The 17,103-nt window shown below is 72.7% G+C and carries 14 protein-coding genes; 10 read left to right on the forward strand and 4 right to left on the reverse strand.

The genetic code is table 11. From position 1 onward, the window contains the following. Positions 1 to 14 precede the first annotated feature (14 nt). A complete protein-coding gene (locus FGD68_RS00685) occupies positions 15 to 719 on the forward strand; it encodes an SDR family oxidoreductase (RefSeq protein WP_119373193.1) in 705 nt (234 codons plus the stop codon). Positions 720 to 816: 97 nt separating this feature from the next. On the opposite strand, the gene FGD68_RS00690 is transcribed toward FGD68_RS00685, so the two are convergent. After that, positions 817 to 1,194, reverse strand: coding sequence for a hypothetical protein (locus FGD68_RS00690; RefSeq protein ID WP_119373192.1), 378 nt, complete (start codon positions 1,192 to 1,194; stop codon positions 817 to 819). Positions 1,195 to 1,404: 210 nt separating this feature from the next. Here FGD68_RS00690 and FGD68_RS00695 point away from each other — a divergent pair, with 210 nt between their 5' ends. The 3 genes from FGD68_RS00695 to FGD68_RS00705 all read left to right on the forward strand — a co-directional run bounded on the left by FGD68_RS00695 (position 1,405) and on the right by FGD68_RS00705 (position 5,273). Continuing rightward, positions 1,405 to 2,409 (forward strand): glycoside hydrolase family 26 protein, encoded by a 1,005-nt coding sequence (locus FGD68_RS00695; protein ID WP_119373191.1) that lies wholly within the window; start codon positions 1,405 to 1,407, stop codon positions 2,407 to 2,409. 109 nt (positions 2,410 to 2,518) lie between these two features. Beyond that, complete coding sequence (locus FGD68_RS00700) at positions 2,519 to 3,835, forward strand: glycoside hydrolase family 26 protein (RefSeq protein WP_119373190.1); 1,317 nt, start codon at positions 2,519 to 2,521, stop codon at positions 3,833 to 3,835. A 127-nt stretch (positions 3,836 to 3,962) separates the two neighbouring features. Continuing rightward, positions 3,963 to 5,273, forward strand: coding sequence for an alpha/beta hydrolase (locus tag FGD68_RS00705; protein WP_119373194.1), 1,311 nt, complete (start codon positions 3,963 to 3,965; stop codon positions 5,271 to 5,273). A gap of 31 nt (positions 5,274 to 5,304) precedes the next feature. Here the strand turns inward: FGD68_RS00705 and FGD68_RS00710 are convergent, their stop codons facing one another. Together FGD68_RS00710 and FGD68_RS00715 are read right to left on the reverse strand one after the other, a co-directional pair. Next, complete coding sequence (locus FGD68_RS00710) at positions 5,305 to 6,441, reverse strand: glycosyltransferase family 9 protein (RefSeq protein ID WP_237609655.1); 1,137 nt, start codon at positions 6,439 to 6,441, stop codon at positions 5,305 to 5,307. Between the two features lie 85 nt (positions 6,442 to 6,526). Then, positions 6,527 to 7,585 carry a LacI family DNA-binding transcriptional regulator gene (locus FGD68_RS00715; RefSeq protein WP_237609656.1) on the reverse strand — a complete coding sequence of 353 codons (1,059 nt, stop codon included), beginning with the start codon at positions 7,583 to 7,585 and terminating at the stop codon, positions 6,527 to 6,529. 110 nt (positions 7,586 to 7,695) lie between these two features. On the opposite strand from FGD68_RS00715, the gene FGD68_RS00720 reads away from it, so the two are divergent. The 4 genes from FGD68_RS00720 to FGD68_RS00735 all read left to right on the forward strand — a co-directional run bounded on the left by FGD68_RS00720 (position 7,696) and on the right by FGD68_RS00735 (position 12,885). After that, on the forward strand, positions 7,696 to 8,637 hold the full coding sequence (locus FGD68_RS00720) for a carbohydrate ABC transporter permease (protein ID WP_104235340.1): 942 nt from the start codon (positions 7,696 to 7,698) through the stop codon (positions 8,635 to 8,637). Between the two features lie 2 nt (positions 8,638 to 8,639). Then, positions 8,640 to 9,590 (forward strand): carbohydrate ABC transporter permease, encoded by a 951-nt coding sequence (locus FGD68_RS00725; RefSeq protein ID WP_104235339.1) that lies wholly within the window; start codon positions 8,640 to 8,642, stop codon positions 9,588 to 9,590. A gap of 61 nt (positions 9,591 to 9,651) precedes the next feature. Further along, a complete protein-coding gene (locus FGD68_RS00730) occupies positions 9,652 to 11,004 on the forward strand; it encodes an ABC transporter substrate-binding protein (protein WP_119373080.1) in 1,353 nt (450 codons plus the stop codon). Between the two features lie 81 nt (positions 11,005 to 11,085). Next, entirely contained in the window at positions 11,086 to 12,885 is a 1,800-nt protein-coding gene (locus FGD68_RS00735; RefSeq protein WP_119373079.1) for a glycoside hydrolase family 35 protein, read from the forward strand. A gap of 43 nt (positions 12,886 to 12,928) precedes the next feature. On the opposite strand, the gene FGD68_RS00740 is transcribed toward FGD68_RS00735, so the two are convergent. Continuing rightward, positions 12,929 to 13,873 carry a PDDEXK nuclease domain-containing protein gene (locus FGD68_RS00740; RefSeq protein WP_317207885.1) on the reverse strand — a complete coding sequence of 315 codons (945 nt, stop codon included), beginning with the start codon at positions 13,871 to 13,873 and terminating at the stop codon, positions 12,929 to 12,931. 223 nt (positions 13,874 to 14,096) lie between these two features. On the opposite strand from FGD68_RS00740, the gene FGD68_RS00745 reads away from it, so the two are divergent. Further along, positions 14,097 to 15,536 carry an aldehyde dehydrogenase family protein gene (locus FGD68_RS00745; RefSeq protein WP_119373433.1) on the forward strand — a complete coding sequence of 480 codons (1,440 nt, stop codon included), beginning with the start codon at positions 14,097 to 14,099 and terminating at the stop codon, positions 15,534 to 15,536. Beyond that, entirely contained in the window at positions 15,533 to 17,080 is a 1,548-nt protein-coding gene (gene rfaE2 / locus FGD68_RS00750) for a D-glycero-beta-D-manno-heptose 1-phosphate adenylyltransferase (protein ID WP_119373432.1), read from the forward strand. Before FGD68_RS00745 ends, rfaE2 begins: the two co-directional genes overlap by 4 nt. Positions 17,081 to 17,103: the final 23 nt, after the last annotated feature.

Raw genomic sequence — 17,103 nt, forward strand, 5'->3', positions numbered from 1 at the left:
CGGAAGGAACACCCATGACCGACTCCCCCCGCCCCAGCACCGGCCGCGTCCTCATCACCGGAGGCGCGTCCGGGCTCGGCGCCGCGGTCGCGCAGGCGGTCCTCGCGGCCGGCGGCGAGCCCATCGTGCTCGACCTCGACACCTCGAGCGTCACCGGCATGGAGGCGCACCGCGTCGACGTCTCCGACACCCGCGCCACCGAGGCGCTCGTCACCGAGATCGCCCAGGCGCACGGCGGCCTGGATGCAGTGGTCACCGCCGCGGGCATCGACCGCTGCGGCCGCCTCGTCGACGTCGCCCCCACCGAGTGGGAGAAGGTCATCGGCGTGAACCTCATGGGCACGGTCGCCGTCGTCCGCGCGGCGCTGCCGTTCCTCACCGAGTCGCACGGGCGCGTCGTCACCGTCGCGTCGTCGCTCGCGATCAAGGCCGTCTCGGATGCGACCGCCTACTGCGCCTCGAAGTTCGGCGTGCTCGGCTTCACGCGCGCCCTGGCCGCCGAGACGAAGGGTGAGGTCGGCGTGACCACGCTGATCCCCTCCGGCATGAAGACGCACTTCTTCGACGACCGCGACCCGAAGTACAAGCCCGGCTCCGACGCGAACCTCAACGACCCGGCCGCCGTCGCCGACTCGGTGATGTTCATCCTCGGCCAGCCGCGCGGCTGCGAGATCCGCGAGCTCGTCATCACCCACGAGCTCGAGGACAGCTGGCCGTGAGTCGCGGCTGATCCGCGGACACCGCGGCCTGCGCGCATGACACGAGCCCGGCCCCGCATCACGCGGGTGCCGGGCTCGTGTCGTCCGTCGGAGTCCGTCAGTGCATCGTCGCGAACCGCGTCATGATCTGCGCCGCCACGTTGACGCCGATGATCAGCACGATCCCCGTCGCCGGCGCCCACCACGCGTTCACGCGGCGCGTGCGGCAGACGACCGTCGCGATGATCGAGAGCACGAGCACGGCGATGGTGCCGACCACCCACAGCCGCGACGCCAGCTCACCGAGCGGGTAGTCGCAGCCGGGCACGGCGCAGACCACCGGGGTCCAGCTCGCGACCACCATCGCGACGAGGCCCGCGAAGGCGAGCACCCCCTCGGTCACGAGGAGGATCATCGCCAGCCGCGCGTCGTACGGCGGCCGGATCGGGTCGGGTCCCACGAGGCTCGGGCGCTGCGCGGTCTGCTGCTGGCTCATGGTGTCCTCCGTCGGTGTCGGACCCGCGCATCGGCGGGTGTGCGCGACGTTACTGGTGCGGGGTCCCGCGCGGAAGGGGCTTGCGACGCGGGCATCAGACCGGGACCGCCCATCACCTGACCGTCCGGCCGTGACCGGACATCGGGCGACGGGTCCAGGGAAGCGTCGGATAGCTTCCGGGGAGCGGACATCCGCAGGAAACTGGACGAAATGACGCACCACCCCCGCACCATCCGCACCGCGACCTCCCTCATCCTGGGTCTCGCCCTCACCGCCGGGATCCTCACCGCAGCATCCCCGGCCACCGCCGCCAGCGGCCCGGCCCCGACCGCCGCGAGCGCCGCGCCCCCCGTCTCCGACGCCCGGCTCCGCTTCGGCGTCGCCACCCCGGGCGGCCCGACCGACGGCAGCGAGCTCGACGCCGTCGCCGCGCTGGTCGGCGAGAGCCCGAGCATCGTGCTCTCCTACGCCGACTTCACGCAGGCGCCGCCCATCGCGGCCCTCGACTCGGTCGCCGCGCGCGGTGCCGAGACGCTCCTCACCTGGGAGCCGTGGAAGGCGGGCGCGGGCGCGGATCAGCCCGCGTTCACGAACGCGAGCATCGCCGCGGGCGACCACGACGCGTACATCCGCGACTGGGGCGCCGCCCTGGCGACGTGGGGCGGACCCGTCTACCTCCGCTACGCGCACGAGATGAACGGCGACTGGTACCCGTGGGCCGAGGGCGTCAACGGCAACGCGACCGGCTCCTACGCCGCCGCCTGGCGCCACGTGCACGACGTCGTCGTCGCACAGGGCGCGACCAACGTGAAGTGGGTGTGGACACCCAACGTGCCGTACACCGGATCCACCGACCTCGCCGGCCTCTACCCCGGCGACGCGTACGTCGACGTCGTCGGGCTCGACGGCTACAACTGGGGCACCGGCGTCGCCGGGCACGCCTGGACCTCGCCCGCCGACCTCTTCGGCCCGGGGCTCGCGCAGCTGCGCGGCATCGCCCCGGCGAAGCCCGTCGTCATCGCCGAGACCGCGTCCTCCGAGATCGGCGGATCCAAGGCCGAGTGGGACACCGACCTCGTCGCGTTCCTGCAGGCCCAGCCCGACGTCGTCGCCTTCGTCTGGTTCGACATGGACAAGGAGGCGGACTGGCGCATCGGCAGCTCCGCGTCGTCCGCCACCGCCATCCGGGACGCGCTCGCCGCCCGTCGCGCCTGATCCGCCCCACCCGTCCCCCGGATCCCGTCGCTCGACGGACATCCGGTGGACGCGGGGCGGAGGAGTGCATACGCTCGCACACATCCGTCGGGGGAAGGACCCTCTCGCCATGCCCAGACGCCGTCTCATCGAGCGCGCGGTCGTCACCGCCGTCGCCCCCGCGGTCGTGGTGACCGCCACCGTCCTCATCGCCCCCGCCTCCGTGGCCCGCACCACGGCGACACCCGTCGTGCCCGCGGCCCCCGCCGCCATCGTCCTCTCCGTCGCCTCCGGCCCGGTCGGCACCCCCGTGACGGTCACCGGCACGGGCTTCCCCTCCAGCAAGGCCGCGGTCGTCGCCGTCGGGTCGACCACGAAGCGCATCACGACCACCGCCACGGGCAGGTTCACGACCGCGGTCGCGATCCCGCGCACCGTGCTGTCGACCGTCCGCATCACCGCGACCGCGGGCGCCCGTGCGGCCGGATCCGCGTTCACCGTCACGAAGGCGACGTCGAGCGGATCCGCGCGCACCACCGCCCCGACGCCCTCGTCCACGAGCGCACCGGCGACCACCGCCCCCGGCGTCAGCTCCGCCCGCCTGCGCCTCGGCCTCTCGACCCCCGGCGGTCCCACGGCGAACGGCGAGCTCGACGCCGCGTCGGCGACCCTCGGCGAGAGCCCGTCCATCGTGATGAGCCACGTCGACTTCACGCACCCGGCGCCCATCGCGGGGCTCCAGAGCGTCGCCGCGCGCGGTGCCGACAGCCTCATCACGTGGGAGCCGTGGCAGGGCGGCGCGGGCGTCGACCAGGCCGCCTACACGAACGCGCGCATCATCGCGGGCGACCAGGACGCCCGCATCCGCTCCTGGGGCGCCGACCTCGCGGAGTACGGCAAGACCGTCTACCTCCGCTACGGACACGAGATGAACGGCAACTGGTACCCGTGGTCGGACGGCGTGAACGGCAACGCATCCGGCTCCTACGTCCAGGCGTGGATGCACGTGCACGACCTCGTGGTCGCGCAGGGCGCCACGAACGTGAAGTGGGTGTGGAGCCCGAACGTGCCGTACCCGGGATCCACCGACCTCGCCTCCCTCTACCCCGGCGCCGACCAGGTCGACGTCGTCGCGCTCGACGGCTACAACTGGGGCGCCGTCGCCGGCCAGCGCTGGACCGCGCCCGCCGACCTCTTCGGCCCCGGCATCGCGCAGCTGCGCGCCGTCGCGCCGGGCAAGCCGCTCGTCATCGGCGAGGTGGCCTCGAGCGAGACGGGCGGGTCCAAGGCCGCGTGGGACAGGGACCTGGTCGCGTACCTGCAGGCGCAGCCCGACGTGCTCGGCTTCGTGTGGTTCGACTTCCAGAAGGAGGCGGACTGGCGCATCGACAGCTCGGCCGCCTCCGCCACCGCCCTCCGCGACGCGCTCGCGCTCCGGCGGGGCTGATCCCGCGCGTCCGGGCGCCGCACAGTCGCCGCCCAGCCGGCGCATGGGCGTCATGAGGAGCGCGCGGCCTACGATCTGACCTGTGCCCGTCCGACCCGACGGCGGCGCACACGATGAGGAGGCGGTGGTGACCCGAGCCCACCGACGGCGCGAGACAGCGCTCGCCCTCGCCGCCGTGCTCGTCGGCCTCGTGATCCTGCCGGCCCCGCCCGGATCCGGCGTCGAGGGCGGCTTCGCCCAGCTCGACCGCTACGCCGCCCTCACCCAGGCGCAGGCCCGACGCATGATCCAGGCGCATCCGGCGCTCGAGCTGCAGGTGATGGACGCGTCGCCGGCGCGCGTCGTCTCCTGGTGGGCGGCCAAGGACCGCAAGCACCAGCGCGCGCTGATCCGGAACTCGCCGGCGCTCGTCGGCAACCTCGACGGCGTCGACTACGCCTCGCGCGACGCCGCCAACCGGCGCCAGCTGCGCGCAGAGCTGCGCACGGAGCGGGAGGCGGTCGCCGCCCACCCGGACGACGCCGACGCGCGCGACCGGCTCACCGCGCTCACGGCGATCCGCGACGCCCTCAAGCCCGAGGCACGCGCAAGCGGGCACGCCGAGCCGAAGCGCACCCTCGTGTCGCTCAGCCACCGGGATCCGCCGCTCGCCGCCATCGCGGTCGGCGACCTCGACACCGCCCGCCAGGTCACCTTCACGGTGCCGGGCATGGGCACCTACACCGACGACATGCAGCTCTGGACCGAGACCGCGCAGAACGTGTTCGACGCGCAGGCGTCGGTCGGCGCCCCGGCCGCGCACGCCGTGGTCGCGTGGATCGGCTACCGCACGCCGCCGCCCGGCATAGACGCGACGCTCGGCGACTACGCGGAACGCGGCGCCCCGATGCTCGCGAGCGAGATCGCCGGGCTGCAGGCCGCCCGGCACGGCGGCGACCTCGCGAGCGTCAGCGTCATCGCGCACTCGTACGGATCCACCATGGCCGCCGACGCCCTCGCCGCCCGCGACCTCGGCGTCGACTCCTTCGTGATGCTCGGCTCGGCGGGCGTCGAGGACGGCATCGACGACGCGCGCGACCTGCACGCCCGCCACGTCTACGCCGGCGAGGCCGCGGACGACGACGAGGCCGTGTGGGGCCGGCTCTCCCGGCAGGATCCGCGCGCGCCCGCCTTCGGCGCCACCGTCATCTCCGTCGACGGGGATCCCGCGCGCGGCCTCCTGCCGGTCACCACGCACGCCCCCGTCCTGCACTCGCCGTGGAACGACGACCCGGACTCGCGCGCCTGGACCACCATCAGGGACCCCGCCCAGCGCGCCGCCGAGTTCGCCGCGCACGAGAAGACGTACGGCTACCTCGACGCGGGCACGGAGTCGCTGCGGAACGCGGCCATCGCGACGACGCCGCACGCGACGGCACGGCTGGATCCCGCGGGCTGACGCGTCGCTCCGCCCGCGACGGAGCGCGGGCCTACGCCGTCACGCGCTCCCCGAGCGACGCCCGCCGCAGCTGCTCCACGTCCGCATGCACCTCGTCGACCCGCACCTCGGCCACATGCGACGGGTCGTGCGCGCAGCGCTCGGCGGTCCAGCCGACCTGGGTCACGTCGACGCCGCAGACGGGGCAGCGCGTGGTCCAGCCGATGTGGATCCGGTGCCGCGTCCGTCCGAAGGCCGCCGCGTTGATCACGTTGCCGAACCAGAAGACCCCGACCGTGCGCGCGCCGACGGCCTGCGCGAGGTGGCGCGGGCCGCTGTCGTTGCCGAGCACCACGTCGGCGTGCGTGAAGAGGCCGGCGAGCTCGCCGAGGGTGAGGGAGTCGGCGAGCGAGGTGATCCGCGCGGCCTGCTCCGCGGGCAGCCCGTCGCGGCCGAGCGCGACGATGCGGTCGGCATCGGCCGCATCCGTGGCGTCGCCCACGACGACCACCTGCGCGTCGTCCGCGGCGGCCCGGCGCGCGACCTCCGCGAACGACTCCACGGGCCAGCGGCGGCGCGGGTCGGTGGCGCCCGGGTGGATCACGACGAGCCCGCCCGGCGCGCCCGTCACGCGCTCGGCAGCCGCGGCCCGCTCGGCGTCCGTGACCCGCACCACCGGCTCGAGTTCGGCGACGGGCGCGCCCGCGAGCCCCGCGACCTCGAGCCCGCGCAGCACCTCGTGCTGGTAGTAGACGTACGGGATCACGCGCTCGAGCCGCTCGGCGTCGTCGGTCGCGGTGCCCACGGTGTGGCGCGCGCCGAGCCGCAGCAGGAACGGGTTCGAGTTGCGGCCGCCGCCGTGCACCTGCACCGCGAGGTCGAAGCGGCGCGCGCGCACCCGGGCCGCGAACGCCTCGATCTCCGCCGGGTCGGGATCCGTGCCCGGCACGTCCCGGACACCGTGCGCAACCGGCAGCACCTCGATCTCGTCGGGCCCGCCGGGTCGACCGCCGAGGAGCGCACGGTGCAGCGGCGTGCCGAGCAGCGTGATCCGCGCATCCGGGTACGCAGCCCTCAGCGCGGCGATCGCGGGCAGCGCGAAGATCAGGTCACCGAGCCCACCGCCGCGCAGCACGGCGATGGATCGGACGTCGGGGAATCTCTCGTGGAGCGGGGCGACGACGGGCACGGGGCGGCCTCCAGTTCGGGCGGGCGGGTCCCCCGTCCCGTTCCCCGCGGCGGCCGCATCGAAACGGCAGCGGACGGACCGCGGATCAGCGCGCGTCGCCCCGCGGCGCCCCCGCGCTCTCGCGCACCACGAGCCGCGTCGGCACGATGCGGTCGCCCGAGGGCTCGCGGCCGTCAAGCATCTCGAGCAGCACCTGCATCGAGCGGCGGCCGATCTCCGTGAAGTCCTGGTGCACGGTCGTGAGCGGCGGCCAGAACGAGCTCGACTCCTCGGTGTCGTCGAAGCCGACCACGCTGATGTCGCCCGGCACGTCGCGGCCGAGCTCGTGCAGCGCGTGGATGATCCCGAGGGCCATCTGGTCGTTCGCGGCGACGATGCCCGTGATGTCGGCGCGCTGCCCGAGCTCCTTCCCGATGCGGTAGCCCGACGCGGTGGTCCAGTCGCCCTGCGCGGGGTCCTCCGGCACGAGCCCCGCGTCGAGCATGGTCGCGCGCCACTCGGCCGCGCGGCGGGCCGCCGAGTAGGAGGTCGACGGGCCGGCGACGTGCACGATCGCGGTGTGCCCGAGATCCAGCAGGTGCTGCGTGACGAGCCGCGTGCCCTGCTCCTGGTCGGTGTCGACGACCACGAAGGGGTCGCCCGCGTCGGAGTCGATGATCACGACGGGCAGCCCCACGGGGATGATCACGTCGGCCCGGTCGAGCATGTGCGCCTCGATGATGATGACGACCCCGTCGACCGCCTCCTCCTGCAGCCGGCTGAACGCGCCGGCCACCTCGCCCTCGGTCGGGTGCGGCACGGGCATGAGCGTGATCGTGTACCCGGCGCCGGACGCGGCCGTGACGATCGCGTCGAGCGTGCGCATGTTGCCGAGGGTGGAGAGCGTGAACATGATGATGCCGATGCTGCGGAAGCGGCCGGTCTTCAGAGCCCGCGCGGCGCTGTTGGGCCGGTAGCCGAGCTCGGCCATCGCGTCCACCACGCGCTGCCGGGTCGTGGCCTCCACGTTCTGCGCGCCGTTGGACACGCGGGACACCGTCTGGGCGGAGACCCCGGCGTGCGCGGCGACGTCCGCCATCGACACGGTGCGGCCGCCGGGCATGCGCCGGCCACCCGACTTGACGGCCGACGGTGGAGATGTCATGGTTGCGAGCATCACAGATGTTTGCGCAAACACCCAATCCTCACGAGGTGGGTGACCGCCCTTTCGAAACGGGGCGACGGCGCGGAGATCCCCCGACGAAGTGGAAGCACATGACGACGATGTCGACCTCGGCCACCCGGCCGAAGGCGCCCGACGCGGCCCGCCCGAGCGGTCCCCCGATGCGACGCGACAAGCGACGCTGGACCGGACTGGGCTTCGTCGCCCCGTTCCTCGTGGTCTTCCTCGTCGTCCTCATCGCGCCCGTCGGCTACTCTATCTACCTCAGCCTGTTCCAGGAGCGGATGATCGGCGGCAACTCGTTCGTCGGCATCGCCAACTACACGCAGGCGCTCAACGACCCGAACTTCTGGGACGCGCTCGGCCGCGTCGCGCTGTTCCTCGTGGTGCAGGTGCCGATCATGCTGTTCATCGCCCTGTTCGCGGCCCTCGCGCTCGACTCGGCCCGCCTGCACCTCACGGCGTTCTTCCGCATCTCGATCTTCCTGCCGTACGCGGTGCCCGCGGTCGTCGCGGCGCTCATGTGGGGCTTCATCTACGGCAACCGCTTCGGCCTCGTCGGCAACATCGAGCAGGCCACCGGCTGGGACCTGCCCGACCTGCTCTCGCAGAGCTGGATCCTCGCGTCGATCGGCAACATCGTCACGTGGGAGTTCGTCGGCTACAACATGCTGCTGTTCTACGCGGCCCTCCGCGTCATCTCGCCCGACCTCTACGAGGCCGCCGAGCTCGACGGCGCCGGTCCGTTCCGCATCATCACGGGCATCAAGCTCCCCGCCATCCGCGGTGCGCTCGTCATCGGCGTGATCTTCTCCATCATCGGCAGCTTCCAGCTCTTCAACGAGCCGAACATCCTGCAGACGCTGGCGCCGAACGCGATCAGCTCGTACTTCACCCCGAACATGTACGCGTACAACCTGTCCTTCGCGGGACAGCAGTTCAACTACTCCGCCGCCATCGCGATCATCATGGGCGTCCTGACGATGGTGGTCGCCTACGTGGTGCAGCTCGTCGGCACCCGGAAGGACAGCTGACCGTGTCGACCCTCACCGGAACCCCCCTCGCCGCGCCCGACGCCGGCACGCCCGTCCGCGCCACCCCGGCGGACAAGACGCCCAAGCGCCGCAAGAGCGCCGGCGCCCCGCGCGAGCGCCGCAGCATCGTGCTCACGCTCGTCATGGCGCTGCTGCTCATCTACTCCGTGCTCCCGCTGTTCTGGCTCCTGGTCAACTCGACCAAGACGCAGGACGCGCTGTTCAGCTCGTTCGGCCTCTGGTTCTCGGGCGACTTCGCGCTGTGGGACAACATCCAGGGCGTGCTGACCTACGGCAACGGCGAGTTCGTGCGCTGGCTCGGCAACACGCTGATCTACGTGGTCGTCGGAGCGGGCGGCGCGACGCTGCTCGCCACCCTCGCCGGCTACGGCCTGGCGAAGTTCGACTTCCCGGGCAAGAAGATCGTGTTCGCGGTGGTGCTCGGCGCCGTCGCGATCCCCGGCACGGCCCTCGCGGTGCCGACCTTCCTGCTCTTCAGCCAGATGGGCCTCACGAACACCCCGTGGGCGATCATCCTGCCGTCGCTCATCAGCCCGTTCGGGCTGTACCTCATCTGGACCTACGCGGTCGACTCGGTGCCCGAGGAGATCCTCGAGGCGGCCCGGATCGACGGGTCGAGCGAGATCCGCACCTTCTTCACGATCAGCCTGCGGCTCCTCAGCCCCGGCCTCATCACGGTGCTGCTGTTCTCGATCGTCGCGACCTGGAACAACTACTTCCTCCCCCTGATCATGCTGAGCGACTCCCGCTGGTACCCCCTCACGGTGGGTCTCAACCAGTGGAACGCGCAGTCCACCACCGTGGGCGGCCAGCCGATCTACAACCTCGTCATCACGGGCTCGTTCCTCGCGATCATCCCGATCGTGATCGCGTTCCTCTTCCTCCAGCGCTACTGGCAGTCCGGCCTCTCGGCCGGCGGCGTCAAGGCGTAGCGCCCTCCGACAGCACCTCCGCACCTCCCCTCACCACCACGAAGAAGTGAAAGGCACCACCATGTCCATCTCGTTCCCCCGCAGGGCGAAGCGCGCCATCGCGCTCGGCCTCGGCATCGTCCTCGCGGGCTCCCTCGCGGCGTGCTCCTCCGGATCGGGCGGCGCCAGCGCCGACACCGCCTCCGCCGACGACCTCACGAAGGCCCTCGACACGCAGTCCTCCATCACCGTCTGGGGCTGGGCCCCCGCGATCAAGCCGATCGCCGAGGCGTTCGAGAAGGAGCACCCGAAGATCACGGTCGACGTGCAGAACGTCGGCACCGGCGCCGACCAGTACACGAAGCTCCAGAACGCCATCAAGGCGGGCAAGGGCGCTCCCGACGTGGCGCAGGTCGAGTACTTCGCGATCCCGCAGTTCGCGCTCGGCAAGTCCCTCGCCGACCTCTCCGGCTACGGCTACACGGACCTCAAGGACCAGTTCACGGCCTCCACCTGGAACGCGGTCACCGAGGGCGACGCCCTCTACGCGCTGCCGCAGGACTCGGGCCCCATGGCGATGTTCTACCGCCAGGACATCTTCGACAAGTACCAGATCGCCGTCCCCACCACGTGGGACGAGTACGTGGCCGCGGCGGAGAAGATGCACGCCGCCGACCCGAACCAGTACATCACCAGCGACTCCGGCGACGCCGGCTTCACCACGAGCATGATCTGGCAGGCCGGCGGCCACCCCTACAAGGTCGACGGCGACAAGGTCACCATCGACATGCAGGACGCGGGCGCCAAGAAGTACACGGCGATGTGGAACCAGCTCGTCGAGGGCGGCTCGCTCGCCCAGACCCCCGGCTGGACCGACGAGTGGTTCCGCGGCCTCGGCGACGGATCCATCGCCACGCTGATCACCGGCGCCTGGATGCCCGGCAACCTCGAGGCGCAGGCCACCGAGGGCTCCGGCCAGTGGCGCGTCGCGCCCATGCCGCAGTACACCGCGGGTGACACGGCGACCGCGGAGAGCGGCGGATCCTCCATCGCCGTCATGCAGCAGTCCCAGAACAAGCTCGTCGCGGCGGAGTTCGCGAAGTTCACGACCGCGAACGAGGAGGGTCGCAAGATCTCCTTCAACGCCGGCGGATTCCCCTCCACCACCGCGGACCTGAACAGCGACGAGTTCCTCAACGAGACGCCCGAGTACTTCGGCGGCCAGAAGATCAACCAGGTGCTCAGCGCGGCCTCGAAGGAGGTCGTCCCGGACTGGCAGTACCTGCCGTTCCAGGTCTACACGAACAGCATCTTCAGCGACTCGGCCTCGTCCGCGTACTCCAACGGCACGTCGCTCGACCCCGTCCTCGAGGCGTGGGGCAAGGCGGCCGCCGAGTACGGCCAGCAGCAGGGCTTCACCGTCGACGTGAAGTAGCACCACCGATCGACCCGAGGGGAGGTGCGACGCGAGTCGCGCCTCCCCTCTCCCATGCCCTCCCTCACACAAGGACACGACATGACCGGCCTCCCCGCCACCAGCAGCCGCTTCCGCATCGGCGCCGACGACTTCGAGCTCGACGGCCGCCCGCACCGCGTCATCGCGGGCGCGCTCCACTACTTCCGCGTGCACCCCGACCAGTGGGCCGACCGGATCCGCAAGGCCCGGCTCATGGGGCTCGACACCATCGAGACGTACGTCGCCTGGAACGCGCACTCCCCCGAGCGCGGCGCGTTCGACACGAGCGCCGGCCTCGACCTCGGCCGCTTCCTCGACCTCGTGCACGCGGAGGGCATGCACGCGATCGTGCGGCCCGGGCCCTACATCTGCGCGGAGTGGGACGGCGGCGGGCTGCCGGGCTGGCTGTTCGAGGATCCCGCGGTGGGCGTGCGACGTAGCGAGCCGCTGTACCTGGCCGCCGTCGACGAGTTCCTGACCCGCGTCTACGAGATCGTCGCGCCGCGGCAGATCGACATGGGCGGGCCCGTGATCCTCGTGCAGATCGAGAACGAGTACGGCGCGTACGGCGACGACGCCGACTACCTCCGCCACCTGGTCGACCTCACCCGCGACAACGGCATCATCGTGCCGCTGACGACCGTCGACCAGCCGACCGACGAGATGCTCTCCCGCGGCAGCCTCGACGAGCTGCACCGCACCGGATCCTTCGGCTCGCGCGCCACCGAGCGCCTCGCCACCCTGCGCCGCCACCAGCCGACCGGCCCGCTCATGTGCAGCGAGTTCTGGGACGGCTGGTTCGACCACTGGGGCGAGCACCACCACACGACCTCCGCGGCCGACGCCGCCGCCGAGCTGGACGCGCTGCTCGCCGCCGGCGCGTCCGTCAACATCTACATGTTCCACGGCGGCACGAACTTCGGATTCACGAACGGCGCCAACCACAAGGGCACGTACCAGTCGCACGTCACCTCGTACGACTACGACGCCCCGCTCGACGAGACCGGATCCCCCACACCCAAGTTCTTCGCGTTCCGCGACGTGATCGCGCGCTACCGGGACGTGCCCGACGAGGTGCCCGAGATGCGCGGCGACGCGCCCGCGTTCGAGGTCGCGTTCGACGCGGCCGTGCCGCTCGCCGACGTGGTGCCGGACGATGCGGCCGCCTGGCGCGCGACCGACGCCGTGCCGTCGATGGATCAGCTCGGCGTCTTCCGCGGGTTCGCGCTGCACCGGGTGGAGCTGCCCGACTCCGACCGCACGCGCGTGCTCGCGTTCGGCGAGGTGCGCGATCGGGCCGTGGTCTCGGTCGACGGCGTGCGGATCGGCGTGATCCAGCGCGACCAGCACGAGACCGCGATCGCGGTGCCGCCCGGCCGGATCCTCGAGGTGCTCGTGGAGGACCAGGGGCGCGTCAACTACGGCGTGCGGATCGGCGAGGCGAAGGGGCTCATCGGGCCGGCGACGCTCGACGGCGAGGAGCTCACCGGGTGGGCGAGCGTGCCGCTCGACCTCGACGCGATGGCGGGTGCGGTGTCGTCCGCCGCGTCCTCCGCTGGGGCCTCCGTCACGGAGACGGTCCGCTTCCTCGACGGGCCCGTACTCGCCCACGCGTCCTTCGACATGGACGCGCCCGCCGACCTCTTCCTCGACACGCGCTCGTGGGGCAAGGGCGTCGCCTTCGTCAACGGCTTCGCGCTCGGCCGCTACTGGACCCGCGGCCCGCAGCACACGCTCTACGTGCCGGGCGCGCAGCTCCGCGCGGGCCGCAACGACCTCGTCGTGTTCGAGACGGGCGCGGCGGCGGATCCGGTCGTGGCGTTCCTGGCGCAGCCGGAGCTGGGGCACCTGGAGTCGTAGGGGGCGGGAGCGCGGGCCGGCATCGGCACCTGCTTCGACGTGGTCAGGCCGAGGCGTCGCCCTCCGCCCATTCGAGGGCGGCGATGATCTGCTCCGCCGCCGGAAGCGCCTGCTGCTCAGCAGCTGGCAGGGTCTCGTACGTGTACGTGGATACGGCCATCGGCGCCGACGCCTGGCCCAGCGCATACCGGACGGTGTGCTCGTTGCGGCTGCCGCAGATGAGGATGCCGACGGTGGGCCGGTGGAAGTCGCGACGCATCTTGTCGTCGACGACGGCGACGTAGAAGCCGAGCTGGCCGGCGAAGGCGGGCTCGAACTTGCCGGTCGTGAGCTCGATGACGACGTAGCGGAGCTGCTCGGTGTGGAAGAAGAGGAGGTCGACGTAGAAGTCGTCGCCGTCGACGTCGAAATGGACCTGACGGCCGACGAACGCGAAGCCGGCACCGAGCTCGCGGAGGGTGTCGACGATCCGGTCCATGAGCGCCGGCTCGAGCCCGCGCTCTGAGACCGCCTCGGTGAGGTCGAGGAAGTCGAAGACGTACGGGTCCTTGCCCAGCTCGCGCGCGAGGTCGGAATCAGCAGGGGCGAGCTGACCGGCGAAGTCGGTCGGTGGGGCGCCGATCCGCTCGAGGGTGCGGTTCATGATCTGGTTGGTGAGCACGTTGCGCGACCACCCGTGCTCGGCGGCGCGTGCGGCGTACCAGTCCCGCGCCGCGCGGTCGTCGAGCTTCCCGAGGAGGACGGTGATGTGCCCCCACGGAAGAAGTCCAACAGCCTGTTGGACCACGTGGTCGCGGTCAGGCCATGCCTCCGCGAAGGCGCGCATGTAGAAGAGGTTCGACCGCGAGAAGCCCTTCATCGCCGGGATCTCGGCACGGAGGTCCCCGGCGAGTCGCGCGACGACGGCAGTTCCCCACCCCTCATCCGCCTGGCGCTCCAGGATGGTCGCACCGATCGACCAGTAGAGCTGGATGAGCTGCGAGTTCATACGACGCTACGCGCTGAGCTGCGCTGATCGGACCTAGTGCTTGAGCGCCGTGAGGACGCTGGCGTAGTCGGTCGGAAGCGGCAGCGCGTCGGGCACCGGATCAGGGTAGCCGCGGCGGCCCGAGGCCCGTGTGAGAGCGCAGGGAAGTGGGTACGGGCCGGGTGGCGCGCGAGCGCCCCGCCCGCGCCGCACCGCGCGGGCCGCCGACCCCGCGAGGAGACCCGTGACCCCCGACAGCGCACTCGACATCGACGGCCTCATCGACCCCGCGGAGGCCGAGGCGGGACCCGGGACGCTGCGGATCACGGATCCGCGCGACGGCTCGCTCGTGGGCGACATCGACGCGTCGACGCCCGACGAGGTCGAGGCAGCGGTGCGCCGGTCGGTGGAGGCGTCCGCCGCGTGGGCCGCGACGCCGCCCGCCGAGCGCGGTCAGGCCGTGCGCCGGGCCGCCCACGCGCTCGCCGAGCATGCCGAGCAGCTCGCCGAGCTCAACGCGCGCGAGACCGGCAAGCCGATCGGCGACGCGCGCGGCGGCGTCGGCGCGGGCGTCGACACGCTGCTCCAGTACTCCGAGCTCGGGCCGGTCCACCGCGGGAAGAGCCTGCTCGGCACGCTCCCCAACGTCGACTTCTCGGTGCCGCGGCCGCGCGGCGTCACGGTCGCCCTCACGCCGTGGAACGATCCCGTCGCGGTGGCCGCGGGCATCATCGGCGCGGCGCTCGTGATGGGCAACCCCGTGATCCACAAGCCGAGCGAGCGCTGCCCGCACACGGGCGAGCTGCTCGGCCGGATCCTCGCCGAGGCCCTCCCCGACGGCGTGCTCGTCTCCGTGGTCGGCGGCGGCGACGTCGGCGACCGGCTCGTCGCGCACGAGGACACGCGCGTGGTCGCGCACGTCGGATCCACCGCCGCCGGCGAGGCCATCGCGCGCCGCGCCGCCGGCACCCCCACCCACGTCATCCGCGAGAACGGCGGCAACGACCCGCTGCTCGTCGACGCCGGCGTCGACCCCGCGTGGGCCGCCGCGCAGGCCGCCCTCGGATCCTTCGCCAACGCCGGCCAGATCTGCACCTCGGTCGAGCGGATCTACGTCCACCGCGCCATCGCCGACCGCTTCACCGCCGCGCTCGTCGCGGAGGCCGAGCGCTGGAACTCCTCCGGCGACCTCGGCCCGCTCGTCGACGAGCGCATGCGCGACGCCGTGCACGAGCAGGTCGCGGAGGCCCTCACCGAGGGCGCCCGTGCTCTCGTCGGCGGCCACGTGCCCGACGGCCCCGGGTCCCGCTACCCCGCCACCGTGCTCGTCGACTGCACCGCCGACATGACCGTGATGACGGCCGAGACGTTCGGCCCGGTCGCGGCCGTGCAGGTCGTCGCGGACTTCGACGAGGCGCTCGCCCGCGCATCCGACGACCGGTACGGGCTCGCCGCCAGCGTGCTGACCGCGTCGATGGAGCACGCGCAGCGGGCCGCGGCCGAGCTGCCCGTCGGCACGATCAAGGTCAACGGCGTCTTCGGCGGCGCTCCCGGCGGCGCTGCGCAGCCCCGCGGCCGCAGCGGATCCGGCTTCGGCTACGGCCCCGAGCTCCTCGACGAGATGAGCACCACGACGGTCGTGCACCTGGGGCTGCCGGTGCTCGACGCGGGCGAGACCCGATGACCAGCGAGCTGCGCGGGATCATCGGCCTGCTCGCCGAGCGCCGGCCCACCGTCACGGTCATCGGCGACGTCATCCTCGACGAGTGGTGGCGCGGCCACAGCGACCGGATGACCCGCGAGGCGCCGGCGCCCGTCGTGGACGTGACCGAGCGGATCCAGTCGCTCGGCGGCGCCGCGAACACCGCCGTGAACCTCGCGAGCCTCGGAGGCACCGTGCGGATGGTCGGCCTCGTCGGCCAGGACGCCGCGGGCGACCGCGTGCGCGACCTGCTCCTGGCGGCCGGCGTCGACGTGTCCGGCCTCGTGCACTCGCCGCGCCTGCGCACCACCACCAAGACCCGCATCGTGGGCGACGACCAGGTGATCGTGCGGGTCGACGACGTGCACCGCGGATCCGTCCACCGGGACGACGCCCGCGCCCTCGCCCGCGCCGCGCTCGAGGCCACCGCGGGCGTCGACGCCGAGATCGTCTCCGACTACGGCACCGGCACGCTGCACGGCGTGGTGCTCGAGTCGCTCGCCGCGCGCGCGAGCCGCCCCGGCCTCACGGTGGTGGATGCGCATGATCCCGCCATCTGGGCGCCACTCCGCCCCGACCTCATCACGCCGAACGCGGGCGAGGCCGGCCGCATGATCGACCGGCCGCTCGCGCGCGACGAGGACCGCGCCGCCGTGGTCGCCTCGCTCGGCGACCGGATCCTGGCCGCCGCCGGATCCGCCACCGCCGTCGTCACCCTCGACCGCGACGGCACCGTCGTGCTCGGCGCGGGCGAGCCGTACCGCACGCGCGCGCACCCGGTGCCCGAGAAGCAGGCGTCCGGTGCGGGCGACACCTTCGTCGCCGCCCTCACCCTCGCGCGCGCGGTCGGCCTCCCGCTCGCGGTGAGCGCCGACTTCGCGCAGGCCGCGGCCGACGTGGTCGTGCGCCTGCCCGGCACGTCGGTCTGCTCGGCCGCGACCCTCGCGGACCACCTCGGCGAGACCCGATCCCGCACGGTGTCGCAGTCCGAGCTCGTGGACCTCGTGGCGGGCGAACGCGCCGCCGGTCGCCGCATCGTCTTCACGAACGGCTGCTTCGACGTGCTGCACCGCGGCCACACCACCTACCTCCGGCAGGCCAAGCGGCTCGGCGACGTGCTCGTGGTGGCGCTCAACAGCGACGACTCGGTGCGGCGGCTCAAGGGATCCGACCGGCCGGTGAACACCGCCGAGGACCGCGCGGGCGTGCTCGCCGAGCTGTCGTGCGTCGACGTGATCACCGTGTTCGACACCGACACCCCCATCCCGCTGCTCGAGGCGGTGCGGCCCGACGTCTACGCGAAGGGCGGCGACTACACGCCCGAGATGCTCGACGAGACCGACGTGGTGCGCGGGTACGGCGGCGAGGTGTCGATCCTCGGGTACGTGCCGTCGCAGTCGACGAGCTCGATGGTCGACCGGATCCGCGCGTCGGCACCCGACCCCGGCTTCACCCGGCCCGCCGGGACGGCGACGTCGGCGCCCGCGCAGCCCGCAGCGCCGGCCGATCCTGACGGCTCCCCGTAGATCGCGATCGTTCCCCTGCCCAC

Origin of the sequence: Clavibacter californiensis (assembly GCF_021952865.1) — a bacterium.
GTDB classification, from domain to species: domain Bacteria; phylum Actinomycetota; class Actinomycetes; order Actinomycetales; family Microbacteriaceae; genus Clavibacter; species Clavibacter californiensis.

Coding starts and splice junctions, on each gene's coding strand:
- FGD68_RS00695 (WP_119373191.1), top strand. CDS start 1,405: ATGACGCACCACCCCCGCACCATCCGCACCGCGACCTCCCTCATCCTG.
- FGD68_RS00685 (WP_119373193.1), top strand. CDS start 15: ATGACCGACTCCCCCCGCCCCAGCACCGGCCGCGTCCTCATCACCGGA.
- rfaE2 (WP_119373432.1), top strand. CDS start 15,533: ATGACCAGCGAGCTGCGCGGGATCATCGGCCTGCTCGCCGAGCGCCGG.
- FGD68_RS00700 (WP_119373190.1), top strand. CDS start 2,519: ATGCCCAGACGCCGTCTCATCGAGCGCGCGGTCGTCACCGCCGTCGCC.
- FGD68_RS00735 (WP_119373079.1), top strand. CDS start 11,086: ATGACCGGCCTCCCCGCCACCAGCAGCCGCTTCCGCATCGGCGCCGAC.
- FGD68_RS00690 (WP_119373192.1), bottom strand. CDS start 1,194: ATGAGCCAGCAGCAGACCGCGCAGCGCCCGAGCCTCGTGGGACCCGAC.
- FGD68_RS00720 (WP_104235340.1), top strand. CDS start 7,696: ATGACGACGATGTCGACCTCGGCCACCCGGCCGAAGGCGCCCGACGCG.
- FGD68_RS00715 (WP_237609656.1), bottom strand. CDS start 7,585: ATGACATCTCCACCGTCGGCCGTCAAGTCGGGTGGCCGGCGCATGCCC.
- FGD68_RS00730 (WP_119373080.1), top strand. CDS start 9,652: ATGTCCATCTCGTTCCCCCGCAGGGCGAAGCGCGCCATCGCGCTCGGC.
- FGD68_RS00740 (WP_317207885.1), bottom strand. CDS start 13,873: ATGAACTCGCAGCTCATCCAGCTCTACTGGTCGATCGGTGCGACCATC.